The sequence below is a fragment of the Microbacterium sp. HA-8 genome (assembly GCF_046111165.1).
Classification (GTDB): Bacteria; Actinomycetota; Actinomycetes; order Actinomycetales; family Microbacteriaceae; genus Microbacterium.
Map to the genome: position 1 here is coordinate 369,359 of NZ_CP162025.1, position 24,233 is coordinate 393,591.

Genomic DNA, 24,233 nt, shown 5'->3' on the forward strand with positions numbered 1-24,233 from the left:
CACAGCGTCCGGAAGCGCGGAGACAGGGTAGCCGTGCCAAGGGATACCGACGTCAGACCGGGTGAACGTCGCTATGCGCTCCCGGCTCGCACCGATGACGCTGGCGTCCGGCATGACGAACCAGTGCTTCCCGCGCGAATCTATCCAGCCCCGATCCGACGCGTGGCAGAACGCATGACATTCATCGTCGCTGCTTAAGATCCAGCGAGACTTGCCCGGGAGCTTCGCGGCGGGACGGTGGTAGTAGAGCGACTGGTACTGAACCGGCGGAGCGCATGTCACGTAGACCGGGTCTTGAGCGCCAGGCGTCGCGGTCGCACATGTCCTTGCAGCGATCGCCATTCGAACCCCGTCCTGATCAACAGTGAGAGCCTAGCGAAGTGCTGTGCACTGCAGCAGACCCCGTTGAACCAGACCGTGGTAATCGGCTGGGTAGCTCCACGGCGTCGACGGTGACCTACCGCGCATGCCACGCATACCGCGCGGGAGTCGCGAGGTTGCGTCGACATACGGGCCGGCACTCGGCTCTGACAAGATGGCGACGGAGGGTTCTGGATGACCATCACTGTCGCGACGCAGAAGGTGCTGTGGGGCACATCGCACAACGTCTGCGCCTACACGTTGTGCGTTCAGCCGCTCACCATTGACGCTGGAGACGGGGACGGCAGCGTTGTCGTGGGTGAGCAGGCGCACATTCGTTCCGGCCGGCCGCGGGGGCCGCGTCACGACCCTCTGTACGAAGACGTCGACGGTCCCGACAATCTGATCCTCCTCTGTCCTACCCATCACACCCTCATCGACTCCGACGACGGCCGTCACTTCACCGTGGCGCAGCTCGAGCAGATGAAAGCTCAGCATGTGCGTCAGCAGGACAAGCGAGCGAAGTTCAGCCCCGCGATTCGCGCGTATATGGCCGACCGGTACGGGGCGGAGGACTTCGTCCAGTTCCAGCAGGCCGAGTTGAAAGCGCGCGTGGATGCGATGTTCGTGGACGTCCCGCTTGGTTGCCGGGCAGACAGTCGCGCTGCTGCATTGGTTGGCGAGATCTCTCGCGCGCACCCTGGCGACCCGTTGCCCGCGGACAGTCGGCGGAGCCTCCTCGTCGCCGGGGCTGCGCAGATGTTGCTGCACCCGGAGTGGAAGGAGAACGCGGTCTTGGTCGGCGGACCGGGGCAGGGCAAGTCGACCATTCTGCAATACCTGGCCCAGTACTACCGGGCGCGACGGCTGGACAAGAGCACTTACGACGCGCAGGATGTCAGCCTTGTGCGCAGCACAGGTTTGGCGCGAATCCCACTCCGCCTGGATCTGCGTCGCTATGCACAATGGAGACGCATCCAGAGGGAACGCGCCGTCCAAGAAGGAAAAGAAGCATCCGAAGCGCGCACCGACCTCGAACGGTATCTTCTTGGCGACATCACCCGGCACACCCGAACACACGAGTTCACAGCCGACGACTTCGAGATGATGCTGGCCACCGAGCCACTGCTTCTCGCATTGGACGGGCTGGACGAAATCCCGAACGTCCAGGATCGAGACGAGGTAACGACCGAGATCGCTCGAGCCCGCGACAGGCTCAATGCGTTGGCCGCGAACCTCGTCGTCCTCGTCAGCACCCGCCCGGGCAGCTCGCTGAGCGCGTTGACCGCTTCGGGCACGTTCACCGTTCTCCAAGTGCTACCGCTCACCCCAGGGCTGCGGAGGCAGTACCTCAACAGGTGGATCGAGGTCAACGCGCTCGAACCGGACTCTGCCGAACGGCTCGCGACAGCGTTCCACGACAACGAACACCTTCCTCACATCCAGGAGCTCGCCTCCTCGCCCATGCAGCTGGCCATCCTGCTGAACCTTCTCCACAGACGCCAACTCCTGCCCGAGCAGCGCACTGAGCTCTTTCGCAACTACCTCGAGTCTTCCCTCGATCGGGAACAGGCCGAGAACAAGGAACCGCTTCTCGCCCAGCACCGCAACGTGCTTGTCGACACACACGCCTACCTCGGCTGGTACCTACACTCGCAGACCGAGCTCGGCGCGCTCGAGGGTGGCATCGGTCAAGACGAACTGCGACGTGTCCTCCGCGTCCGACTCGAAGGACAACCAGACGCACAGAAGCTCGCAGACGCCATCTACTCCGCCATCACCTCGCGGGTGCTGTGCCTAGTAGAGCGCGAAGGGAAATTCGAGTTCGAAGTCCAATCGTTGCGCGAGTACTTCGCCGCCTGGCACCTGTTCGAGAACCTCACCTCCCGAGGTGTCGGCGACTCCCGTGACGACGGCGCGACCGCGCTGCTCTCCCGCGCCTACTGGACAAATGTGACGCGCTTCTTCGTGGGCATGTTCACGAAGGGCGAGGTCCGTTCCCTCCATGACAACTTCAGGTCGGCAGATAACGCTGTCAGCCCGCACCCACTGGTTCGCGCGACAGCGGCTCTGACGCTAGCGGACCGCGTCTATCAGGCGCAGTCGTCGACTGTGTTGGAAAAGGTCGTAGCGTTTGTTCTCGACGGATCGGGAGTCACTCTCGGGGAACTGGGCTTGCTCGACAGCACCCGCATCCCGCTGCAGTTCAGCGACCGCGCCGGACGCGCCGAAGCAGTCGCCTACCTACGTCAGCGCCTGGAGAACGGCAACGGTCCGGTCAGGTCGGTCGCTTCGAGCCTGTACCGCCACGCGACAGTGGACGACGACCTGGTCGCGTGGTGGTGGGAGCAATACAGGCCCAGCTCATCGTGGGTGGAGGTCGCGGCGACCCTACAAGCACTGGGCTCGCTAGATCCGGATGAAACTGCACGGCTGGTCGCGGCGCTCGAGGTCGCTGCCGACGAAGAGGTAGCGTTCGCCCACCTGCTCCTCGCTGGCGGTTACGACGGCGACGACGACCGTATCCTTCAACTCGTACTTCGCGAACAGAACCGGGGTGTGGTTGCCGAGGCTGCGCAGGCAACGCCGGTCGCGTTGCTGAGCCAGTTCGCGGCCGCGATCGTCACCAAGAACAGAGCGGGACTACCGCGGGCCCGTCGTAACGAACAAGATCCCCTGGGAGCGGCGCGCGCGGCTCATCTCTTCCTCGGCAAGAAGACAAGCGACGGGGTCGAATCGCTGGTCTCCATCGCCGGAGTATGGGGCGAGGGCTGGGTGCTTGGGCGCGCGGTTGCTTCCCTCCCGTCAGCAACCGACCTCGCCATAGTGACGTCAAACCCGCACCTGAACAGTGCCCTTCGTACCGAGCACTCGTTCCGCACCCACTCCGACGACGCGCAATGGTGGCAAGACGCGCTGCGGACCGCAGCTACCGATACCGAACGTGACCTCCGTGTCGTGGGGCTCCTCTCGCATGCCCGTCAGGACGTCCTCATCGAATCGATAGCGCATCTCGAACTCTCCGTCGGAGCCATGTCTCCGGCGCAGTACTCGACGGTGTGCGACGCCCTCGTCGCCGGTCATGGCATCTCACGGGGACGACGGCTTCCCTTGGACGAGGCGGTACGCGTCGGGACGATTCGGGCCACGGGGCGTGTTCTCTGGCTGATACGCGTGGTGAGCACCGAACCCACAGGATGGATCGACAAGCAGCTGGAGAAAGCACTCGAAGACGTCGCGGAGGCAGGAATAGAGCCCAGCGAGTTGTTCGCGGCGGTGCACCCACGTCGAACAGTCGGCATAGACATCGTCCGCGGCGCCACACTGGAGGAATTGCCACCGACGGTGAAGCTGGGGGCGTTGACTGCGTCCCGCGTGGCCGAGGTGATGTCGGCTCCCGAACTGTGGCCTGTACAGATCGTAGAGAGCGCCATCAACACGCTGGCGGCGAAGAAGGGGACCCAGCTGCCGCCGCTTACGCAGGTCGCGCAGGAGAACACGTGGGACGTCGGCTAACAGAAGTCGCAGAGCGAACGCCGGAAGTCATCTGAAGGAGGCTGCCAAGAGATATCTATGATGCCCGGAATCGCGCAGCCAAGTCGCCGGCGTGGCGAAGCGCGGACTCACAATTGCGGGTAGATCTCTCGTGCATACACCCTTACTCTTTGCTCGCACTCTTCACGACCTCTGCATGTAACGAGTAGTCGGAGATTCCTGGTTCTTCACGAGGGCGTGTACGCGGTGGTTGCGATGTCCTGGCAGAGTGCGATGAGGTCGGGGGTGATGGCGGGACCGGCTGCTCGTGCGCGGTCGAGGTAGGCGTCTGCGATGGCGAGCAAGCCGCTCGTGTCGAGATGGTCGGAGGCCCGCTCACGGTCGATCGCTGCGAGGATCGCCTGTGCGTCGTCGCGGCCAGGGCCGGCGGTGTGCATGACGGTGCCGTGCAGGTTGTGGACGGTCACCGTGTCGAATACGTCGGCGGAGAGGATGTCAGCGACCGAGCCGGGGAGAGCGTCGTAAGCGACCCGGTGTGCCGCGGGGAGGGTGTAGCGGCCGTGGCCGTCGCGATCGAGCTGGTCGAGGTAGCGTCCGAAGATTCGGAGACGGGAGACGACCTCGTGGATGGCGAGGACGTGCAGGTGCGTGTCGAATCCGGCGTCGTGGTAGCGGCGGGCGGTGTCGATGGTGACGGAGGCCCGGCGTAGCGTTCCTTCGACGATGACATGCGGGCGCACTGTGAGCGTATGCTCGATGGCTCGCTCGACCCACCGGGCGGTGTCGCGGTCGGTGTAGAACGCAGCGGTCTCGTCGCTCTCGGCCAGGAGCCGCGCATAGTCGGGATGGTAGGGCCTGTAGTCGTCCCCGATGATCGCGGCGACGGCATCCCAGCTGTCGCGGTGCGCCAGCTCGGTGATGACGGCGGCCTGGGCCACGGACTTGCCGGCCCCCGGTTGCGCGCCGAAGAAGTGCGCGCTCGGGCCTGAAGCGGCGTGCAGACCGGGGAACTCAAGCGGAAGCAGTCGTGTGCGGAAGATGTGTTCGTTGTCGGCGTCGGTGAGCTGGAACCGGGTCGGATCGGTCATCACGCGCGGGCGTGGGCGCGGTCGCTGTCCTGCACCTGCAGCAGCAGTTCGGCGATCAGCAGTTGCTCGTCGTCGTCGGAACGGAGGCGTTTGCGTACCTGGACGAGCGCGGCGATCGCGTCGGTCTGCCGTCGTCCCTCGGGGGTGTCGAGTCCGGCTGTGTGGGCGGCGGCATTGCGGCGGGCGATCTCACCAGTGATCGACTCACGCAGCCCCTCGAAGCGGATGCCGCGCTCGAAGTCAGCGCCCAACGTGACTGTCTCGGTCACACTGCACCTCCGTCGCCCGAAACCGCGCCCGGTGTGGCGGCGGCTGATTCCATGTTCCCACAGCCCCGTGGTGACGGGCCAGAGCACCCCAGACGCGTCATCTGACGACAAGGGGCGGCCCGCGCACCCCTCCGATGTGTTGTCGATGCGGCTGATGTCGGCGGGGTTCGGGTACGGGTACTTGCTGCGTTCGATCGTCATCGGTGACGGTGTCCGCGACATGACGTCTCCGCTTCTCCGGTACTACACGGAGAAGGGCGCCCCGCACAGCCGCTGACAACGTGGGCCGCCCCTGCCTCCCATGACCGGTGCGGCTGTAGCGCCCAACGCAACTCAGGACGAGCATTCATCCCAAGGTGAATATCGACCCTGCGCCAGTGGAGCGGGCGTCGGGAGCGCGGGACTCAATGGGTTCCGGGACGCGACCGGGCTCAGAGCCCCCGTCTACTCGTCCACTCGACTGGCGACGGAGCACCGTCGAAAAGCGGTCGGATACTGTGTGTCAGCGGGAGGGAAGCAAACCCGATCCGCGCACATATCTGGAGGGGGTCGTAGTGACGGATGGCCGCAGTGTCGCGGTTCTCGCAGGGAACGGACTGTCGATCGCTTTCAACCCCGAGTTGAACCTGCAGAGCATCACAGAAGAGGTTCTCCGCCGCATCGAGGAGGCGGACGGCGGTGACGTCGTGATCGCAATGAAAGAGCTCGCGGAGCGCGCTCTCCCAGACGGCGCCACCAGTGCCGCGGACTTCGAGGTGCTTGTGGGCGCCTTCGGCGCAGAATCCCGCACGCTGGATGTGCTGGACACTCTCGCTGAGTTAACCCAGCCCGCCGACGAGAAGCTCCGAAAGGCCATACAGCGAGTCTCGAGGTTCGCGGAACGGGTACGCGACACAGGGATATCCCACGTCCTAGAGGTCATAGCGGAACGTTCGCACGCCTACGTCGACGAGGCGCAGAGTTTGTACGACCTAGTGACGGCGATAACCGGAGCGTTCGATGGCAAGGTCGTCATCGCAAATCTCAACTACGACACCCTCCTGCTTGCATCGCTCCTTACAGTGTGTCAGCCGGAGCTCGCCGATATGGGCCACGGCTACCGTCACGTGAAAGTCGTCGTCGACGACCAGGTTGAGCGCACCGTGCAGGCGCTCAGATCAAGTAGCGATGACTTCCCAAGAAGCAAACGAGTGCAGCTGCTGCACATCCACGGATCACTCACGTTCTGGGCGACGCGGGATGGGAAGATACACGCCAAGCTACCCAAGGAAATGCTGGACGACGGTGATCAATGGCGCGCGGTCCGAGAGAGGACAACCAACGTCAGGCCAGTAGTCGTTCTCGCGAATCGGAAAGACAAGGCCGAGCACGTCGCTCAGTTCCCCTTCGACCTTGCGTACACGATGTTCGCCGATGGATTGGCCGAGGCAGATCACTGGCTCATCATCGGCTACTCCTTCAAAGACGATCCAGTCAACGCCGCGCTAAGCCTCGATCCACCGATGTAGTGAGGTGTTGAGCGGGTGCCGTGACACGGAAATGCCCCTCTGACCGGGAAGAATAGTGATTGTCTAGGCCACTGTTCGACCGATCCGAGAGGCATCTCGTAGATGCAATTCAAGCATGCCCCTGCCGCGGTGTCAGCGGTCTTCGATGACCCGAATCTCGTGTCGGCCGCCGGGCTGGTCCCGATGCTGCGACTCGCGCAGCACGCAGGGCTGATGGAACTGGCTCAAGAGCGGCTGAGCGTCCCGACTGACAAGGGCTCGAACGCCGGCGCGAAGGTCTCCGCACTGGTCGCGGGGATGCTCGCGGGGGCGGACTCGATCGACGACATGAACGTGCTCCGCCACGGTGGGATGGGCCGACTGTTCGACAGGACGTATGCGCCGTCGACGCTGGGATCGTTCCTGCGTGAGTTCCGGTTCGGCCACGTCCGGCAGCTCGACGCCGTCGCAACCCGCGTCGTCCAGAACCTCGCCGTCAACGCGCCACTTCTGCAGATCTCCGCCGGCGAGCGGGTGATGGTGGATCTGGACGACACGATCATCGAGGTCCACGGATACCAGAAGCAGGGCGCCGGGTTCGGGTACTCCGGCGTCCGCGGCCTGAATGCCCTTCTCGCCACGGCATCAACGTCGGCGTCGGCGCCGGTGATCCTCGGCCAGCGGCTGCGGCAGGGCAAGACCGGGTCCCCGAAAGGAGCTGCACGGATCGTCGGCGACGCCCTCGCCACTCTCCGCCGGATGAATCTCGGGAACGGAGCGCGGCCACTGCTGCGGGCGGACTCCGCGTTCTACGGCTATGCGACCGTCGGCACCGCGATCAAGGCCGGCGCGGACGTGTCGGTCACGGTCCGGATGGACCCCGCGGTGAAAGCGGCGATCGCGACCATAGGCGAGGACGCGTGGGAGACGATCGAGTACCCGAACGCGATCCGCGACGAGTCCACCGGCCGGTGGATCTCGAAAGCCGAGGTCGCCGAGGTGCCGTTCACCGCGTTCCGCTCCCGGAAGAAGGCCGAACGCATCGATGGTCGGCTCGTGGTCCGGCGCATCCCCGACCTCAATCCGACGCGGGTGGAGCAGCCGACGCTGTTCGATGTCTTCCGGCATCACGCGTTCTTCACCACCACAGCGAAAGAAGCGCTGGGCACGGTGGTCGCGGACAAGACCCACCGCGCTCACGCGATCATCGAGCAAGTCCACGCCGACCTCAAACAAGGGCCCCTCGCTCACCTCCCGTCCGGGGTGTTCGCCGCGAACAGCGCCTGGCTCGTGCTCGCCGTGATCGCGTTCAACCTCACCCGTGCCGCCGGAATCCTCGCCGACCGCGGCGGCCGACTCGCGAAAGCGACGACCGCGACGATCCGACGCACCCTCATCTCAGTGCCGGCACGACTGGCACGTTCCGCACGGAGGATCACGCTGCACCTGCCCGAAGCGTGGCCCTGGCAGATCGCATTCGACAGGCTCTTCACGAGCACGCACGCACCACCACCGGCAACGGCCAGCTGACCATCGCCGCGACCGCGGCATGACCGAGGACAACGTGGACGACCGGGATGCGACGCCCGGAACTCCGCCATGCCCAAGACGCGTCACCGCACACCGATCACGCCAGCCCAGCCACCCCGAGGCTCATCGGTGGATCGGGGCTAAGAGCCGAGTTCATCGACCGTGACCCGAAGCCGCGGGTCCTTGTCGTCACCTTCGGTGATGAGCCGCGCCGCCGAGACGTGGAGCGAGCACTCGGCTGGGGTGCCGAGGACGGTACATCCAAGAAATGGCTGACCATCAATCGAGATGGCGCCAGTGGCGTCGAAGCCAGCGATGACTGGCAGAGCTTCATCAAGTAGCACGTCAAGGGCGTTGTCTGCGAGCTGTACCTCCTCACACCGCCAATCCTCGACGCGCAGGAGCTCAGCCCGCGCTGAACGCCGTCGCCACAGAGAGCAACAGCCGCAGCCTGAAATCGTGGCCAGCCGCATGACGACGTCGCGGGCGGGTTCCCCCGCTTGCAGACTTGAGCGGCAACTCAGCTGCACCGGTCGCCCGTCGTCACGGCGTGTGTTCGCACCGCAGCTGGTGGTCACCGCGGCCCGCACGCCGTTCAGAAGTCATGACCGTCGGATCGAGCATCCAGAATCCATCGCCGCAGCGGGGGAATGATGTCCTTGGCTGCGCTGAGGACACGGATCTCCGCACACTTCCGGTAGTGCTGCTTCATGTACTCAGCGGCATCTTGGTACTCGATGGACTTATCGGTGTCCGAATGCCACACCATCGCGTTGAGGTAGGTGTTCGCGTAGTCGTAGTCCGTCGCAAGACCTTCGACCGGCACTCCGGACGGCGAAGCGCCCGGTGGTCCGATCTTGACCATCTGACGACGAACATCGCCAGATGCCATCGACGGTGGGGTTCCGCCGAGGTTCCCCGCATACACGAACGCATGCCGTTTCCAGGCCGCGAGACCGCTTCGAGCCGACCTCAACTGCCCCCGCAGCAGAACGTGCTCGCGTTCGATCTGGGTAGTCAGATTCTTAACGCTCACCGGATCGTTTTCAAGGAAAATGATCGGTCTCATCCGCACAGCCATCGTTAGCCAGTCGTCCTCGGGGAGGACCTGTGAATCGAAGCCAGTCGCACTCACCTCACGCGTTCTCAGGTCGAGTCGCATCTGCACACTGAACTGAGCATCTTGTCCGGCGAGCGGGTTGTTGGCGATCCGCGCAGCCCGTTCCAAGAAGTTGGCCACGTTTGCCTTGAGCCCTGGGCTACTCGACCCGCAGGCCTGCTCGTTGCAGCTACTAGGCATGAGGAGAGTCTACGAACTTCGCTGAGCCTGCAGAATGCACATTCCCTAGCGACGCGCGCGCTCCTGGCGTTCGTGTGAGACGGCTGCTATTCGCTCCACACGTGTACACACCCTGCACTGTTAGAAGATCCCCTAAGCCCCGATCCACCGATGAGCCTCGGGGTGGCTGGGCTGGCGTGATCGGTGTGCGGTGACGCGTCTTGGGCATGGCGGAGTTCCGGGCGTCGCATCCCGGTCGTCCACGTTGTCCTCGGTCATGCCGCGGTCGCGGCGATGGTCAGCTGGCCGTTGCCGGTGGTGGTGCGTGCGTGCTCGTGAAGAGCCTGTCGAATGCGATCTGCCAGGGCCACGCTTCGGGCAGGTGCAGCGTGATCCTCCGTGCGGAACGTGCCAGTCGTGCCGGCACTGAGATGAGGGTGCGTCGGATCGTCGCGGTCGTCGCTTTCGCGAGTCGGCCGCCGCGGTCGGCGAGGATTCCGGCGGCACGGGTGAGGTTGAACGCGATCACGGCGAGCACGAGCCAGGCGCTGTTCGCGGCGAACACCCCGGACGGGAGGTGAGCGAGGGGCCCTTGTTTGAGGTCGGCGTGGACTTGCTCGATGATCGCGTGAGCGCGGTGGGTCTTGTCCGCGACCACCGTGCCCAGCGCTTCTTTCGCTGTGGTGGTGAAGAACGCGTGATGCCGGAAGACATCGAACAGCGTCGGCTGCTCCACCCGCGTCGGATTGAGGTCGGGGATGCGCCGGACCACGAGCCGACCATCGATGCGTTCGGCCTTCTTCCGGGAGCGGAACGCGGTGAACGGCACCTCGGCGACCTCGGCTTTCGAGATCCACCGGCCGGTGGACTCGTCGCGGATCGCGTTCGGGTACTCGATCGTCTCCCACGCGTCCTCGCCTATGGTCGCGATCGCCGCTTTCACCGCGGGGTCCATCCGGACCGTGACCGACACGTCCGCGCCGGCCTTGATCGCGGTGCCGACGGTCGCATAGCCGTAGAACGCGGAGTCCGCCCGCAGCAGTGGCCGCGCTCCGTTCCCGAGATTCATCCGGCGGAGAGTGGCGAGGGCGTCGCCGACGATCCGTGCAGCTCCTTTCGGGGACCCGGTCTTGCCCTGCCGCAGCCGCTGGCCGAGGATCACCGGCGCCGACGCCGACGTTGATGCCGTGGCGAGAAGGGCATTCAGGCCGCGGACGCCGGAGTACCCGAACCCGGCGCCCTGCTTCTGGTATCCGTGGACCTCGATGATCGTGTCGTCCAGATCCACCATCACCCGCTCGCCGGCGGAGATCTGCAGAAGTGGCGCGTTGACGGCGAGGTTCTGGACGACGCGGGTTGCGACGGCGTCGAGCTGCCGGACGTGGCCGAACCGGAACTCACGCAGGAACGATCCCAGCGTCGACGGCGCATACGTCCTGTCGAACAGTCGGCCCATCCCACCGTGGCGGAGCACGTTCATGTCGTCGATCGAGTCCGCCCCCGCGAGCATCCCCGCGACCAGTGCGGAGACCTTCGCGCCGGCGTTCGAGCCCTTGTCAGTCGGGACGCTCAGCCGCTCTTGAGCCAGTTCCATCAGCCCTGCGTGCTGCGCGAGTCGCAGCATCGGGACCAGCCCGGCGGCCGACACGAGATTCGGGTCATCGAAGACCGCTGACACCGCGGCAGGGGCATGCTTGAATTGCATCTACGAGATGCCTCTCGGATCGGTCGAACAGTGGCCTAGACAATCACTATTCTTCCCGGTCAGAGGGGCATTTCCGTGTCACGGCACCCGCTCAACACCTCACTACATCGGTGGATCGAGGCTAAGCCGGGCACAGCGGTGTGGGTGCGCTGAGGCGGGTTCTCGCTGATCCGCCGCCGCCTCGACAAGCCAGGCACGCCCTCGATCGTGAGCCGGGAGCATGCATGGCTCCTCCCCGGACGGTACCCCGCCGTCATCTCGTCCGAGAGAGCTTCAGCGGACACGTCGTCGCGGTCGGCGTCCGCCTAAGCCATTCCCGCCATCCCTCGCTGGCGAAGTCCTCGCGCCGGTTCTCGCTGAGTTGAGGGGTATTGCCGATAAGACTGCCGTCAAATGGGCCGCCTTCACTGGACACTACCGGGGGGTAACGGGGGATGCGTCAGCGTGCGCGTCCGTTGACCTGCTCAACGTTTCAATCTCCGTCGTTTCCCCGAGAGGGCGCTCTCCCGTTCGGATACCGAAGGGAAAGATACCCACGGCGAACGGCGATAGCGAAGTTGATCGCGGCAGTGGCCAGTCGGAGCACCACTATGGCTCCGGCAACCACGTGCACTACAACAGGCATGGACAAGAGGTGGAGTGCCGATTCAATCGTCATGATTGCTCCCGTGGGTCGTCGCGTGGTCTTGACGACGATCGTGTCCCGGGGGTTGTCCACCATGGTCCATGCTGGAAACTGGACACAAAATCAGCCTGGACTATGCGGGGGTGAAGCTAGCGTGAAGCCCGCTCGGCCCGCCTGGTGCGAAGTATTGGATGAGTTGAACCAGCTGGTCGGAAGTCCCGGACTGCGTACCATCCAGCATCATGCCGCACTCGTAGCGCCCGCCCACGTCCTCTCCAAATCCACCGTGGGAAACCTGCTCGCAGGCACAACGAACCCCCGAGTGTCTTCGGTTGAGGCATTTGTCTACGCGTGCTTGCACTACGGACGCGCGCGAGGCAAGCGACTTCCTCCGGACAGAGAGCAACCTGCGTACTGGATTCAGCGATTTCACGATGCGCGCGCTGATTCGAATCACACAGACCTTAAGTCGTCGGGGAGCCCGAAGGCCCCGGCGGGAGGCCCCGGATACCGCTTCGAAGCATTCGCCGGGCCCATCCCGCGCACGGCCCCACATCGGTACACGCCTAGTTACCTCCTCGACTCGCGGTATGAGGTTGTTCCCTTCCACGACCGTCGTGAGCGACAGATGTTGGAGATGTGGCTGGAGGGTCGCGCCTCGCGCACATCTGTGCAACTAGTGCATGGTGACGGTGGCCAGGGTAAGAGTGGGTCTGCCGCACGGATAGGTGACGGGTTATAGTCACGCCGCGAGGGCGACGTCGGCCGCGACGATGGCAGTTCTGTGACGCCGCTGGTGTAAGCGTCCCCGCAGATCGTCGGTGAAAGTCTGGGCCGATGCGGCAACCGCTGCGCCTGGAACGAGTTGGCGCCCGCGCAGAGGATGGTGGACTCCCTCGCCTCACAGTGTTCGTTCACGGGCAGCTCGACCTGAAGGAGGAAGGCCTGACTTCTCGAGCGCTCGCGCTCAAGCTTCCGCCGCGTCCGCGACCGCCGGTTCAGCACAAATCCGATCCCGTCGCGGTGAGAACGTTATCGGCGCGTGCCCGCCCTCACGTTCCTCCGGAACCTGATCGCTGACGCCCGTGCGGAGCGTGAGCGGAGCGGTGGACACCATCGTGAAGCGACGTCTGCTGCCCCACGGGGCCGGCTTTGGGGACTTCACCGTAGACGACATCGCCCTGCTCACGGGACGGCTCACCAACGGCGCTCTCGCTTCGTTCAAGGCAACCCGGTTTGCCACCCGGTCGCAAGAACGCTCTGACCATCGAGGTCTCGGGCGACGAGGGTGCCCTCGCATTGATCTGGAAGATCTGAACAGTCTGCAGTTCTACGACCGCACGGCACCACCCGACCGGCAAGGGTACACGAGGGTCCTCGTCACGGAGACTGGCCACCCGTACGTCGCCGGATGGTGGCCGGCCGGGCACGTGCTCGGTTACGAGCACGGCTTCTCCCGCCAAGCCGTCGACTTCATCGTCGCGATCGCAAACGTGGTCGACCCGCATCTAGGCTTCGATGACGGCCTCGCCGTGCAGCGCGTGCTGGAGGCGGTAGAGCGTAGCTCCGTCGCCAACGCGGCCTGGACGACCGTTCACCCCTTCAATGCAGACGCCTAGCACGCGGGCGCCAGCACCATCTGAGGCCGTCGACGGTGTCGAGCAGACCAGCCCACGTCGCCCGAGCTGTCCGGGTGGTCGCTCAGGACATCGGCGGCGGCTGTTCAGGCTCCGATCGCGGACAGCCAGGCGGTGATGGTGCGTGGGATGAGGCCGAGGCGCTGTTGTGCACTGGTCGTCGGGTCGATGACGTGGTCGGGTTGATGCCACAGCGCCTGGTAGAGGCCGGTGACCCCCGCGGCGGCGGGGCCGATCAGCGGGGTGATCAGGGTGCCGAACTCCTCGGGGGTGATCGATTCAAACTTCACGTCCCTTCTGAGGTGCTCAGCGAAGGAGGCGGCAAGGTCGGGACCGGTGATGGCGGGGAGCTGCCCGATCCCGACGATACCGGTGACGTCGCGGCGTTGAAGGAGCACGGCGGCGGCGGCGGCGATGTCCAGGTGGGAGGCCCACGAGACGGGGAAGTCTGCCCGGATTGGGTATCGCAGCACTCCGTCGGATCGGACGGTGTCGATGACCGGAGGTAACAGAAGGTTCTCCAGGAACAACCGCGGCGCGATCACAGCGAACGATACCCCCTGTTCTTCCAGCGACGACAGCAGTGTGGGGAGCGCGGCGTGGGCAGGCTGCTGTAGCGGGCTGCCTTCGGCGTCGATGGTCTTCCCGCTGGTGGAGACAACCACCCGGGCGGGGCGAGCCCGGGTGATCGCGGTCGCGATGTTGTCGGCGTATGGTGCGATCAGCTCTTCAGGACCGAGCGGGGAGGTGCACGAACACCCCGTCCGCATCACGATAGGCCTCGGTCAACTGCTCAGCGGACGCGTAGTCGGCGATCACTGTCTCGGCTCCCGGCACATCGGTGCCGGGAGTGCGGCTGATCGCGGTAACGGGACGGCCCGCGGCGATCAGTTCGGCTGCGACGGGGGACCCTTGAGCGCCGGTGGCGCCGTGCACGAGGTAGCTCATACCCACTATTAGTGCACACACAGCATCGGTTACTTCAACTGCACCAATGGGATAGTGTCGTCCTATGACCAGCACCGTTGCCACCGTCGCCACTTCCGGCTCCTTGGCGACGGCTGCGGGGCTGCTGCCGGAGTGTGGGGTGGCCAGGTTCTTGGTGTTGCTGGAGGGGCCGTGGGCGACGCTGATTGTGCGAGAGCTCCTGCCCGGTCCGCTGCGGTTCACGCAGTTGCGTGACGCCCTGCCGGGGATCAGTCCGCACACCCTCACCAGCCGGCTGCGCCGCTTCGAGGCGCACGGGATCGTCACCCGCACCGCCTACCCTGAGATCCCCCCGCGGGTCGAATATGAGCTGACCGCACTGGGTGAGCGGCTACGCCCGGTGCTGGAAGCGATGGCCGTGTGGGCGCTCACCGTCCCGCCGCCCGCCGATGAACACTGATCCAACGGTCGCATCGCCTGCTCAAGAGGCTCGATCGAACTACACGAATCCGGTCGACGAGCCGCCTGAGCATGCGATGGTTTACCGTGCCGCTGTGATCCTCAACGCCGTCATCGTCGCAGCAAAGACCTTGTCAGAAACGCCTTAGGCCACCCAGACCGTCTTGAGGTTGCAGAACTCGCGAATGCCTTCAACGGAGAGTTCACGACCGAAGCCCGATCGTTTGATGCCGCCGAAGGGCAGCTCTGGGTAGGAGATCGTCATCCCGTTGATGAAAACGGCGCCCGATTCGATCCCACGGATCGCGGCGTCGATCTCGGTTTGGTCTGTGCTCCAGAACGCCGAACCGAGCCCGAAGTCAAGCACATTGGCAACCTGCAGTGCTTGATCGAGCGACGAGACCTTGTACAGGGCGGCGACCGGACCGAACGCCTCCTCGGCGAACAGGCGCATCTTCGGGGTGATCGCGGCGACGACGGTGGGTGGGTAGAACCAGCCGTGACCGCTCCGGCGGTCGCCACCAGTGAGGATTTCTGCGCCCTTCGCGCGAGCATCCTCGACGAGCTCCTCGATATCACGCAACCCTGACTCGCTTGCGAGCGGTCCGATCTGCGTCGACTCCTCGGCAGGGTCACCCACCACGAGCGCTGCCATCTGTTCGACGAAAGCCACGGAGAATGCGTCGTAGACGTCCTTGTGCACGATGAAGCGCTTGGCATTGATACATGCCTGCCCGTTGTTGGACGTGCGAGCCGAGACCGCTGTCCGCACAGCCGTCTCGAGATCGGCCGAGGGCATCACCACGAACGGATCAGAGCCCCCGAGCTCCAGCACGACCTTCTTCAGCGAGTCGCCCGCCGCGCGCGCGACGGCACGTCCCGCGCCTTCGGAACCGGTCAGCGTCACTGCAGCGACGCGCGGATCGCGAACGATTCCCTCCACGCGTGACGAGCCGATCAGTAGCGTTGAGAACGATCCTTCCGGGAAGCCAGCGCGCCGGAATAGCTCGCCGAGATACAGCGCAGAGCGCGGGACGATGCTCGCGTGCTTGAGGAGCCCTGCATTCCCGGCCATCAGCGCGGGCGCGGCGAATCGCACGACCTGCCAGATCGGATAGTTCCAGGGCATGACAGCGAGCACGACCCCGAGCGGCTCGTAGCGGGCGCCTGCCGATGAAGCTCCCACCACCCCGGGGTCATCGAGCGACTGAGGGGCGAGGAAGGCCTCGGCGTGGTCGGCGTAGAACCGCATAGCTCGCGCAGACTTGGAGACTTCCTGGCGGGCCTGCACGATCGGCTTGCCCATCTCCGCCGTGACCGAGGCAGCGACCTCCTCGGTTTCCGCATCGAGCAAGTCGGCGGCGGCACGCATCCATGTTGCTCGCGCGTGCCAGCCGGCCTCCGCGAGCGCCGTGACCGCCAGGTCAGCGGCGGCGAGCTTGGACTCGACGTAGAGCTCGTCGTCCTCTTCGAATGTGCCCAGCTCGACGCCGGTGGCAGGGTTGATGGTGCGGATTGTGGCCACAGAAGGCTCCTGATGCGTGCGAGGGCGGTTGTTCAGATGAGGATGCTGAGCGGATTCTCAATGCGGCGCTGGAACGCGGCCAGCCACTGTGCGGCGATGGCGCCGTCGAGCACGCGGTGATCGGCCGACAGGGTCACGGTCATCACCGTTCCGACGGTCAGCTCACCGTCAGAACCCACGATTGGCACCGGGCGCGCGGCTCCTACCGCGAGGATGCCCGACTGCGGGGGGTTCAGGATCGCACTGAACTGCTCCGTCCCGTACATTCCTAGGTTCGAGACCGAGAAGCTTCCCCCCTCCAGCTCATGCTGGCGGAGGCGACCGGCTCTGGCGCGCTCTGCGAGGTCGGCGACCGAGGCGCTCAGCTGCGATAGCGGAAGGCGCTCGACGGCTCGCACGACGGGCGTGAGCAAGCCGCCCTCGGTAGCGACGGCCACGGCGAGGTCGACACTAGAGAACCGCCGGATGCTGTCATCGTTCCAGATCGCGTTTGCGGCGGGCACGTCAACGAGCGCCGCGGCGACGGCCTTGAGCACGAAGTCGTTTACCGAGATCTTCCGGGGGGCGGTTTCGTTTATCGTGCGGCGAAGATCGAGAAGCGCATCCACGCGGCAATCCGCTACGAGGTAGAAGTGGGGGACAGTCGACTTGCTCTCCGTGAGCCGCCTCGCGATCGTGCGCCGCATTCGGTCGATCGGAACGTCCTCAAACGCCGCGACCGCCTCGGTGGGCGTGGCCGGTGCGCTCGGGGCAGGGGACCGCGGTGCGGCTTCCGCGATAGCCGGGGCCTCGGTAGGAGCCTTCGCCAGGTACCGGTCGAGGTCGCGACGCACGATCCGCCCACGTGGGCCGGTGCCGGCGATCTCATCGAGCGAAACTCCGTGCTGGGCTGCGATGCGACGCACCAGTGGGCTGGCGAACCGCCGCTCTCCTGCAGGAGCGGACTCGGTATCCGTGGTTGACGGGATCGGGGCAGGGCCGGGATCGCCTAGCGCACTTATCGAAGGAGACGCATCAGTTGTGTCGGCCGCACGCGAAGGCGATGAAACAGGTTCGGGATGAGATGCGGAGCCGGAGACTCCGGCTGTACGCAGCGCGTCGTCGATGGCGTCGCCGGATTCGCCTTCGGCGACGAGCACGAGGATCGCGTCGCCGACCGCGACGTTATCGCCTTCCGTCACCAGCAGGCGACCGATCGTTCCGCCCACCTCCGCGGACAGCTCCACGATCGCCTTGTCGGTCTCGATCTCGGCCAGGGACTGGTCGACGGCGACTGCGTCACCCTCCTGCACGAGCCACGTCTGGATGGCGGCTTCTGTGGCGCCTGCCATCACTTCAGGCATGCGGATGATCTGGGCCATGATCAGGCTCCGAATCCGGCCCGGACGGCCTCGAGGGCCAGGACCACTTCCTCGGTGCGGGCGATCGCGGCGCGTTCGAGGACGCGCGAGATGCTCGGAGAGGCCTCGCCGCCAGTCACTCGCGCGATCGGCTGGTCGAGCCAGTCGAAGTAGCGGCGCTGGATCTCGTCGGCGAGCCATCCACCGTATGAGGTGCCCTGTGCGCCCTGCTCGACGATGAGCACGGCGTTGGTCTTGCGGATGCTCTCGCCGATCGTGTCCCAGTCGATCGAGGCTCGGTCGAGCCAGCGCAGATCGATGAGCTCGGCATCCACACCGGTCTGCTCGATCGCCTCGGCGGCGTGGCCGACCATCGACAGATAGCTGATGACGGTGACCTCCGATCCCGGACGGACCACGGCGGCGCTGCCCGGCGGGATGATGTAGTCGAGATCCCCTTCGGGGAGGTGATCGGCCTTGGCGTAGAGATCGACGTGCTCGATGACGAGCACAGGATCCTCCAGCGCGAGGGCGGCGTTCATGAGACCGACGTAGTCGGTTGCGTTGGAGGCGGCAACGATGCGCCAGCCGGGGCTGGTCGCGAAAATGCCGGCGGGGTCCATGAGGTGCTGCGAGCCGTACCCGGAGCCGATCGCGACCTTCGTGCGCAGCACGAGCGGCACGGGGTTGTCGCCGCCGAACATGTGACGTGCCTTGCCGATCTGATTGAACACCTGGTCGGCGGCGACCCACATGAAGTCGGGGTACATGAACTCCACGACGGGGCGATAGCGGCCGTCCAAGGCGAGTCCGCCACCCAAGCCCACGAACGCGTTCTCGCTGATCGGGGTGCCCAAGACGCGGTCGGGCCCGTACTTCTTCGCCAGTCCTTTGGTGGCTCCGTTGGTGCCGCCGTTCAGCTTGTGGATGTCCTCGCCCATCACGACGATCCGGGGGTCCTGCTCCATGCGGCGGTCCATGACCGCCGCGACAGCGTCGACGAACTTCACGGTCCGGGTCGACTCTGGCGAATCCAGGTGGGGAAGGCCCGTGAGCTCACTGCCGTCACCCCGCACGCCGACGTTCACGAACGTGGTTTCGGGCCACAGTCCGGGTCGGATGCGGCGCTTGCCGGGTCGATCGGGATCGGCTTCGATCAAGGCGTCGACGGCAGTCGTCATGGCCTGCTGGACCCGCGAACGGAGCGCGGCCACACCCTCGTCGTCGATGAGCCCGCGGTCGCGCATGCGGTTCGCTGTGAGGTCGAGCGGGTCGCGAGCGCGCCACTCCGCCTCTTCCTCTTTGGTGCGGTAGCCGAAGGCGCTGCCGGGATAAGGGCCGTTCTGGTGGAAGAACCGGTACACCTGCGCCTCGATGACGGCAGGGCCCTCGCCCGACCGCATCCGCTCTGCGGCCTCCTCAGTGGCGAGGTACACCGCGAGAGGGTCCATGCCGTCCACCCGCCACGACGGGATGTGGAAGCCCTGACCGCGTACCGAGAAGCGGGTGTCAGCAGTGATCTCGTCGGCGCGGGTGGAGACGCCGTACATGTTGTTCTCGACGAAGAACGCCACCGGCAGATTCCAAGCCGCAGCGAGGTTCATCGACTCGAGCACCGAGCCGATCTGCGCCGCGCCGTCGCCGAAGTAGTTGATGGTGAGGTCGGTCGTACCGCTGTGCTTCTGTGCCCAGGCGTTGCCGGCGGCCATCGGAGCGCCGCCGCCGACGATGGCGTTGGTGCCGAGCGCGCCCGCTTCGAACCACTGCAGATGCATCGACCCGCCACGTCCGCGACAGTAGCCCTGCGCGAGCCCGAGGATCTCGGCAAGCGTGCGCTGTAGCACGGTCTGAATCCGCTCGTCGACAGGGTCGGCAGGGTCGATCGTGCCGCCGCTCACGTGCGTGAGTGCCTTCGCGAGGAACTGATGATGTCCGCGGTGCGACCCGTTCACCCCATCTGAGGAGCGCAGCCCCACAATGGAGCCGACGGCGCCGCCCTCCTGCCCGATGCTGGAGTGCGCCGGGCCATGGACGAGACCTTCGCCGGCGAGTTCGAGCACCGACTCCTCGAATGCACGAATCAGGTGCAGCTGGCTGAGCATCGTGCCCAGCAATGCGGGATCCGCCGCTTCCCAGTCCGCCTTCGTCGTCACCAGTTCGATCCAGTCGACACCGGTGGAGAGCTTCTTGCGTTTTGGCATCGTCGCCGCTTCCCATCCGCGGCCATGCTGTCGGCCCGCTGGATGCCAGTGTAGAGTAGGATTTGATCCAATACAAGCCAACGACGAGACTCAGCTAAAAGGTCCGGGAAGGGCTGCGCGTGCCTCACGTAGGAATGTCCGCGTAGTTCCCTGGGGTGATGAGCAGGGAGTTGTCGATGGCGGCGCGCCGTGAGATCACGAAGAAGTTCGCCCGCGAGTATGCGAAAGCAGGCAAGGAAGAGAAGGGCCGGCTGCTGGACGAGCTTGTGCACGCGACAGGCTGGACGCGTGATCACGCGCGCCGCGCGATCCGTGCCGCGAACGCACGCAAAGGTGCCGCGCGCGATCAGCAGCGTAAGCCGCGTGAGCGGAAGTACTCCTACGATGCGCTCGTGGTGCTGCAAGAAGTCTGGCGGCTGTCCGGGCAGCCGTCGGGAAAGTACTTCGCGGCGATCATGGACGACACCCTCGAACGCCTCGTCCGCTTCCGTGAGCTCGGCAAGGTCGAGCAGCGGGTCACACCGGAGGTGCTGGACGAGTTGCGATCGATGAGCGCCGCGACGATCGACCGGTACCTGAAACCGCACAAGGACGCCGCCTACCCGGTCGCGGTCTCGGGCACGAAGCCGTCCCACATCCTGCGCTCTTCGATCCCGACGCGCACCAGCATGGACGCCCCGCTGACCGTCCCGGGGTTCCTGGAGCTGGACACCGTCGCGCACTGCGGCCACTCCCTCAAAGGCGAGTTCCTGCGCACCCTGACCGGCACCGACCCGGTCGCGGGGTGGACGATGCTGCGCACGATCCGCAACAACGCCTACGTGCACGTGCACGGCGCCCTGGAATGGATGGTGAAGAACGCGCCCGTCCCGGTCGCCGGGCTCGACTTCGACAACGGATCCGAGTTCATGAACTGGGGCGTGATCGCCTGGGCGGACAAGAAGGAGATCCCCGTCACCCGGGGGCGTCCCTACAAGCACAACGACAACGCGCACGTCGAGCAACGCAACGGCGACTGGGTCCGCAAACACGCGTTCCGCTACCGCTACGAGACCGAGGCGGAGATGACCCTGCTCAACGAGCTCTGGGATTTCGTGATGGCCCGCAAGAACCATCTGCTGCCCTGCGTGAAAGCGATCGACTGGACCCACACCGCAGCCGGCCGGAAGAAGCGCGTCTACGACAAGCCACGTACCCCCTACCAGCGGTTGCTCGACGCCGGTGTGCTCGACGAGAAGACCCGCGCCCGACTGGAGCGCGAGCATGCGAAGCTGAACCCGGCACGGATCACCCGACGGATCAACCAGATCCAGCAACAACTCATCGAACTCGCCGCCGCCCGCACCCAGGGCACCCGCCCCGCCGCCTGAGCTACGCGGACATTTCACGTGAGGCAAGCATCACTCACTCCCGGACATCTTGACGTGAGGCAAGACGGCCAAGGTTGCCAAGGAATCTCGCTAATGGGTGAACCACGCTGACTTGAATGGATACGATATTAGTGACACTTGACAAGGGGGTTGAGCAATGAAGAACAATAGGCGCGCTGGTATACCGGGGCTGCAGGGATCGGACCACATCGGGATTACGGTCCCAGACCTTGATGAGGCGCACACCTTCTTCGTCGATGTCCTCGGCGCCGAGCACGTTTACACACTCGGCGAGAAACGTGCCGACGACGACTGGATGCAGGTCCAGATCGGAGTGCATCCGCGCACGGTGATCCGTGAAATCCGCTTCTACCGACTCCAAACGGGCGTGAATCTCGAGGTCTTCCTATACGACGCCGCTGACGGGCAGAATCCGCAGCCGCGCAACAGCGACATCGGCGGGTATCATCTGGCTCTGTACGTGGATGACATCGACGTCGCAGTTGAGTATCTTCGCGCTGCCGGGGTCGAAGTGATGGGCGAACCCGTTGCGAGCCAGCAGGCCGCACTCGGACAGCGGTGGGTGTACTTCCGTAGTCCCTGGGGACTCCAGTTCGAACTCGTGAGCTATCCAGAAGGCAAGGCGTACGAAGCGGACGCGACGCGTCTGCTGTGGAAGCCCACCGACCCGTCCGCATGAAAGGACCCATGATGGACGCTCCGCGTGTAGGCGGGCACGGCGCCACCGGCGCCCGTGTCGCCGAGACGTTGCGGCTCGCCATCCTGGACGGCGAGTACACGCCGGGTGAGAGAATTCGGCAGGATGAGCTCGCCGAGCGTCACGGCGCAAGTCGGCTACCAGTGCGCGAGGCCCTCCGGATGCTGGAGGCCGAAGGACTGGTCACCCTCGTGGCGAACACCGGCGCGTGGGTCTCGACGCTGAGCGCTGAAGAATGCCAGGAACTGTATCTCGTTCGGGAGCGCCTCGAGCCGCTTCTGCTGGGAATGAATGTGCCCTTCGTGACCGACCAGGAGATCCAGCGCCTGCAAGTTCTCGCTGACCGGATGAACGACTCCGCCGATGTGGAGGAGTTCCTCATGCTGGACCGCGAGTTCCACCTCACGGGTATCGACCATGCCAACACGAGCGTGCTCACCGATCTGGTCAAGAGCTTGTGGAACCGCACCCAGCACTACCGGCGCGCCGCCACACGCCTGTTCTGGAACGAGGGCGACAGCAGCGTGCACCACGACCATCAGCTGCTGGTCGGTGCGCTTCGTCGGCGTGACGCCGACGACGCGGAGTTGCTGCTCGCGCGGCACATCCGTCGCAGCCGCCTCGAACTCTCGAGACATCCCGAGGTCTTCGACGTTCGCGCCGCCTGAGCCTCGAGAGGCCCCTTCTGGCTCCGTGGAAGGCGTGCCGCAACTTCACTCACCGCACTGAGCGCACGGCATCCAAGAGGTCGTCCTGCACGACCTCGGGCGACGGGTATGCCTTCTTGCTGTGGCTGACGCCGGTGAGCACGAGTAGCTCGGCGAACTTCTCCGCCACCACGCCCGGGTTGAGTACCGGCACCTCGAGCACCGTGCGCAGGTGCTCGTAGCTCTGATGCATCGTGGTCGACCCGAGTATGATCACGTCGGCGCCGTCCTCGTCGATCGCCGCACGGGCCTGGCGCTCGAGCAGTTCGAAGACGACCTCCTCCTTGCCCGCGAGCAGCTCGGCGGCATCCGGTCGCACCCCGATGTCGCGGATTGACGCGACCCGATGGGCGAGCCCCTGCTCGGCGATCGTCTTCTCATAGAGCGAGTGCCAGCGCGGCCACATGGTGATGATCGAGAACTTCTTGCCGAGCAGGCACGCCAGCAGGATCGAGGCGCTCGCCGGCGCGACGACGGGGATCTCCAGCCGCGACCGGAGCGCCGACAGAGCGGAGTCGCTCATCGAGTTGATCGCGACGGCGTCGTAGCCCTGTTCCTGGGCGCGGGCGCCGGCCTCCAACACGAATGTCTCCGCGAGAAGCTGCTCGTACGGGCTGTCGATCACCCTGGCTCCTGCCCGCGCGGCCACGAAGTCGTTCTCGAAGTCCGGGTGCACCACCTCATCCGACAACTGGGCACGGAAGGCGTCGAGTGCGGCCGGCGGGACCGGGACAGGGACGATGTTCAGGATGCGTCTGGTCATGATGTCTATGACCTCAGCCGGCCACGGCGACGGCCGCCGGCCGACGGATGCCACGCTCTTCAAGGATGGGCAACACATTGTCACGGAAGTAGGGGAACTCCTCGACGTAGTCCACGAACGAGAGGGTCGTGCCGCCGAAGCCGGCCTCATGCAGAGCCGTGATGCCGTCGGCGACCTGCTCGGGCGTGCCGACGAGCTGGAAACCGCCGTGTCCGATCGCGAAGCTGTCGCGCAGCTGCTCCAGCAGATCATGCGGGAATGACTCGGCGTGGGCGATCTGCAGCCGCACCGTGTTGTCGAGCGCCTCGCGGACGTATGGGCCTGGAGCCTCGAGTTCCGTCGAGGGAAAGCTCATGCGCCACATGGGCACCGAATACGGGTTCATTCTCGAGGGGGAGCTCACGCTGTTGCTCGACTTCGACAAAATGACCCTTCGCGCCGGCGACTCGGTCTGCTTCGATTCGCAACGACCCCATCTCTACCGGAACGACTCCGGCCGATCGGCCCGCGGGCTGTGGTTCGTGACCGGGCATGTCGATGCTGAGGGCGGATCAGTGGTCGCACCGGATCGGTTCGAAGGCGCACCGCTGCGCTCCGCGGTGGATGTGTTGCGGACCGTCAGCTCTCGCTCACTGGACGCGTAACCCCTCTCCCGCCCTCGCCCTCCCGCCCTCAGTTTGAAGTGAAGTAGATACCCTCGTCTTGCCTCACGTCAAGATGTCCGGGAGTGAGTGATGCTTGCCTCACG

At 65.3% G+C, this 24,233-nt stretch carries 20 protein-coding genes and 1 pseudogene; 10 read left to right on the plus strand and 11 right to left on the minus strand.

Features of this window, described 5'->3' with window-relative positions; translation table 11 throughout:
- Nucleotides 1-555: 555 nt before the first annotated feature.
- A complete protein-coding gene (locus tag AB2L57_RS01755) occupies nucleotides 556-3,876 on the plus strand; it encodes an NACHT domain-containing protein (RefSeq protein WP_100812128.1) in 3,321 nt (1,106 codons plus the stop codon).
- A 206-nt stretch (nucleotides 3,877-4,082) separates the two neighbouring features.
- Here AB2L57_RS01755 and AB2L57_RS01760 read toward each other — a convergent pair whose 3' ends face one another.
- Nucleotides 4,083-4,943: a zeta toxin family protein gene (locus tag AB2L57_RS01760; protein WP_100812127.1), complete on the minus strand. Its 861-nt coding sequence runs from the start codon at nucleotides 4,941-4,943 to the stop codon at nucleotides 4,083-4,085.
- Nucleotides 4,943-5,212, minus strand: a complete 270-nt coding sequence (locus AB2L57_RS01765) for a hypothetical protein (RefSeq protein ID WP_100812126.1) — start codon at nucleotides 5,210-5,212, stop codon at nucleotides 4,943-4,945. The genes AB2L57_RS01760 and AB2L57_RS01765 overlap by 1 nt, the downstream gene beginning before the upstream one ends.
- A 70-nt stretch (nucleotides 5,213-5,282) precedes the next feature.
- On the opposite strand from AB2L57_RS01765, the gene AB2L57_RS01770 reads away from it, so the two are divergent.
- The 3 genes from AB2L57_RS01770 to AB2L57_RS01780 all read left to right on the plus strand — a co-directional run bounded on the left by AB2L57_RS01770 (nucleotide 5,283) and on the right by AB2L57_RS01780 (nucleotide 8,229).
- Nucleotides 5,283-5,489 carry a hypothetical protein gene (locus tag AB2L57_RS01770; protein WP_409047911.1) on the plus strand — a complete coding sequence of 69 codons (207 nt, stop codon included), beginning with the start codon at nucleotides 5,283-5,285 and terminating at the stop codon, nucleotides 5,487-5,489.
- Between the two features lie 277 nt (nucleotides 5,490-5,766).
- Complete coding sequence (locus tag AB2L57_RS01775) at nucleotides 5,767-6,720, plus strand: hypothetical protein (RefSeq protein ID WP_409047912.1); 954 nt, start codon at nucleotides 5,767-5,769, stop codon at nucleotides 6,718-6,720.
- A 102-nt stretch (nucleotides 6,721-6,822) separates the two neighbouring features.
- Nucleotides 6,823-8,229, plus strand: coding sequence for an IS1380 family transposase (locus tag AB2L57_RS01780; RefSeq protein WP_409047074.1), 1,407 nt, complete (start codon nucleotides 6,823-6,825; stop codon nucleotides 8,227-8,229).
- 595 nt (nucleotides 8,230-8,824) lie between these two features.
- On the opposite strand, the gene AB2L57_RS01785 is transcribed toward AB2L57_RS01780, so the two are convergent.
- Nucleotides 8,825-9,469 (minus strand): hypothetical protein, encoded by a 645-nt coding sequence (locus AB2L57_RS01785; RefSeq protein WP_100812123.1) that lies wholly within the window; start codon nucleotides 9,467-9,469, stop codon nucleotides 8,825-8,827.
- Between the two features lie 337 nt (nucleotides 9,470-9,806).
- Nucleotides 9,807-11,213 (minus strand): IS1380 family transposase, encoded by a 1,407-nt coding sequence (locus tag AB2L57_RS01790; RefSeq protein WP_409047074.1) that lies wholly within the window; start codon nucleotides 11,211-11,213, stop codon nucleotides 9,807-9,809.
- 1,710 nt (nucleotides 11,214-12,923) lie between these two features.
- On the opposite strand from AB2L57_RS01790, the pseudogene AB2L57_RS01795 reads away from it, so the two are divergent.
- Nucleotides 12,924-13,457: pseudogene (locus AB2L57_RS01795) on the plus strand (gfo/Idh/MocA family oxidoreductase); the annotation flags it as partial.
- A gap of 104 nt (nucleotides 13,458-13,561) precedes the next feature.
- Here the strand turns inward: AB2L57_RS01795 and AB2L57_RS01800 are convergent.
- Together AB2L57_RS01800 and AB2L57_RS01805 are read right to left on the minus strand one after the other, a co-directional pair.
- Complete coding sequence (locus AB2L57_RS01800; RefSeq protein ID WP_409047913.1) at nucleotides 13,562-14,140, minus strand: hydroxylase; 579 nt, start codon at nucleotides 14,138-14,140, stop codon at nucleotides 13,562-13,564.
- Between the two features lie 64 nt (nucleotides 14,141-14,204).
- A complete protein-coding gene (locus tag AB2L57_RS01805; protein WP_198519594.1) occupies nucleotides 14,205-14,423 on the minus strand; it encodes an NAD(P)H-binding protein in 219 nt (72 codons plus the stop codon).
- Nucleotides 14,424-14,487: 64 nt separating this feature from the next.
- Between AB2L57_RS01805 and AB2L57_RS01810 the strand changes: the two genes are divergently transcribed.
- Nucleotides 14,488-14,862, plus strand: coding sequence for a helix-turn-helix domain-containing protein (locus AB2L57_RS01810; RefSeq protein ID WP_100812116.1), 375 nt, complete (start codon nucleotides 14,488-14,490; stop codon nucleotides 14,860-14,862).
- A gap of 144 nt (nucleotides 14,863-15,006) precedes the next feature.
- Here AB2L57_RS01810 and AB2L57_RS01815 read toward each other — a convergent pair whose 3' ends face one another.
- Genes AB2L57_RS01815 through AB2L57_RS01825 form a run of 3 tightly spaced genes read right to left on the minus strand, consistent with a single transcriptional unit; the run spans nucleotide 15,007 to nucleotide 19,927 of the window.
- Nucleotides 15,007-16,386, minus strand: coding sequence for an aldehyde dehydrogenase family protein (locus AB2L57_RS01815; protein ID WP_232711320.1), 1,380 nt, complete (start codon nucleotides 16,384-16,386; stop codon nucleotides 15,007-15,009).
- A 32-nt stretch (nucleotides 16,387-16,418) separates the two neighbouring features.
- Nucleotides 16,419-17,747 (minus strand): dihydrolipoamide acetyltransferase family protein, encoded by a 1,329-nt coding sequence (locus AB2L57_RS01820; protein WP_409047914.1) that lies wholly within the window; start codon nucleotides 17,745-17,747, stop codon nucleotides 16,419-16,421.
- 2 nt (nucleotides 17,748-17,749) lie between these two features.
- Complete coding sequence (locus AB2L57_RS01825) at nucleotides 17,750-19,927, minus strand: thiamine pyrophosphate-dependent enzyme (protein ID WP_100812114.1); 2,178 nt, start codon at nucleotides 19,925-19,927, stop codon at nucleotides 17,750-17,752.
- A 158-nt stretch (nucleotides 19,928-20,085) separates the two neighbouring features.
- Here AB2L57_RS01825 and AB2L57_RS01830 point away from each other — a divergent pair, with 158 nt between their 5' ends.
- The 3 genes from AB2L57_RS01830 to AB2L57_RS01840 all read left to right on the plus strand — a co-directional run bounded on the left by AB2L57_RS01830 (nucleotide 20,086) and on the right by AB2L57_RS01840 (nucleotide 22,683).
- Nucleotides 20,086-21,297 carry an integrase gene (locus AB2L57_RS01830; protein WP_409046856.1) on the plus strand — a complete coding sequence of 404 codons (1,212 nt, stop codon included), beginning with the start codon at nucleotides 20,086-20,088 and terminating at the stop codon, nucleotides 21,295-21,297.
- Between the two features lie 157 nt (nucleotides 21,298-21,454).
- Nucleotides 21,455-21,997 (plus strand): VOC family protein, encoded by a 543-nt coding sequence (locus tag AB2L57_RS01835; RefSeq protein WP_100812113.1) that lies wholly within the window; start codon nucleotides 21,455-21,457, stop codon nucleotides 21,995-21,997.
- An 8-nt stretch (nucleotides 21,998-22,005) separates the two neighbouring features.
- A complete protein-coding gene (locus AB2L57_RS01840) occupies nucleotides 22,006-22,683 on the plus strand; it encodes a GntR family transcriptional regulator (protein WP_409047915.1) in 678 nt (225 codons plus the stop codon).
- A 49-nt stretch (nucleotides 22,684-22,732) separates the two neighbouring features.
- On the opposite strand, the gene AB2L57_RS01845 is transcribed toward AB2L57_RS01840, so the two are convergent.
- Both AB2L57_RS01845 and AB2L57_RS01850 read right to left on the minus strand, forming a co-directional pair.
- Nucleotides 22,733-23,485 (minus strand): aspartate/glutamate racemase family protein, encoded by a 753-nt coding sequence (locus AB2L57_RS01845; protein WP_100812190.1) that lies wholly within the window; start codon nucleotides 23,483-23,485, stop codon nucleotides 22,733-22,735.
- A gap of 13 nt (nucleotides 23,486-23,498) precedes the next feature.
- A complete protein-coding gene (locus AB2L57_RS01850) occupies nucleotides 23,499-23,840 on the minus strand; it encodes a hypothetical protein (protein WP_409047916.1) in 342 nt (113 codons plus the stop codon).
- Between AB2L57_RS01850 and AB2L57_RS01855 the strand changes: the two genes are divergently transcribed.
- Nucleotides 23,839-24,129 carry a cupin domain-containing protein gene (locus AB2L57_RS01855; protein ID WP_409047917.1) on the plus strand — a complete coding sequence of 97 codons (291 nt, stop codon included), beginning with the start codon at nucleotides 23,839-23,841 and terminating at the stop codon, nucleotides 24,127-24,129. The two genes, AB2L57_RS01850 and AB2L57_RS01855, sit on opposite strands and share 2 nt — an antisense overlap.
- Nucleotides 24,130-24,233 lie beyond the last annotated feature (104 nt).

Bases quoted from the DNA above. Each gene is read 5' to 3' on its own strand.
- AB2L57_RS01805 (WP_198519594.1), bottom strand. From the start codon at position 14,423: ATGAGCTACCTCGTGCACGGCGCCACCGGCGCTCAAGGGTCCCCCGTC.
- AB2L57_RS01855 (WP_409047917.1), top strand. From the start codon at position 23,839: ATGCGCCACATGGGCACCGAATACGGGTTCATTCTCGAGGGGGAGCTC.
- AB2L57_RS01840 (WP_409047915.1), top strand. From the start codon at position 22,006: ATGATGGACGCTCCGCGTGTAGGCGGGCACGGCGCCACCGGCGCCCGT.
- AB2L57_RS01760 (WP_100812127.1), bottom strand. From the start codon at position 4,943: ATGACCGATCCGACCCGGTTCCAGCTCACCGACGCCGACAACGAACAC.
- AB2L57_RS01830 (WP_409046856.1), top strand. From the start codon at position 20,086: ATGAGCAGGGAGTTGTCGATGGCGGCGCGCCGTGAGATCACGAAGAAG.
- AB2L57_RS01825 (WP_100812114.1), bottom strand. From the start codon at position 19,927: ATGCCAAAACGCAAGAAGCTCTCCACCGGTGTCGACTGGATCGAACTG.
- AB2L57_RS01835 (WP_100812113.1), top strand. From the start codon at position 21,455: ATGAAGAACAATAGGCGCGCTGGTATACCGGGGCTGCAGGGATCGGAC.
- AB2L57_RS01790 (WP_409047074.1), bottom strand. From the start codon at position 11,213: ATGCAATTCAAGCATGCCCCTGCCGCGGTGTCAGCGGTCTTCGATGAC.
- AB2L57_RS01780 (WP_409047074.1), top strand. From the start codon at position 6,823: ATGCAATTCAAGCATGCCCCTGCCGCGGTGTCAGCGGTCTTCGATGAC.
- AB2L57_RS01845 (WP_100812190.1), bottom strand. From the start codon at position 23,485: ATGACCAGACGCATCCTGAACATCGTCCCTGTCCCGGTCCCGCCGGCC.
- AB2L57_RS01810 (WP_100812116.1), top strand. From the start codon at position 14,488: ATGACCAGCACCGTTGCCACCGTCGCCACTTCCGGCTCCTTGGCGACG.
- AB2L57_RS01755 (WP_100812128.1), top strand. From the start codon at position 556: ATGACCATCACTGTCGCGACGCAGAAGGTGCTGTGGGGCACATCGCAC.
- AB2L57_RS01850 (WP_409047916.1), bottom strand. From the start codon at position 23,840: ATGAGCTTTCCCTCGACGGAACTCGAGGCTCCAGGCCCATACGTCCGC.
- AB2L57_RS01820 (WP_409047914.1), bottom strand. From the start codon at position 17,747: ATGGCCCAGATCATCCGCATGCCTGAAGTGATGGCAGGCGCCACAGAA.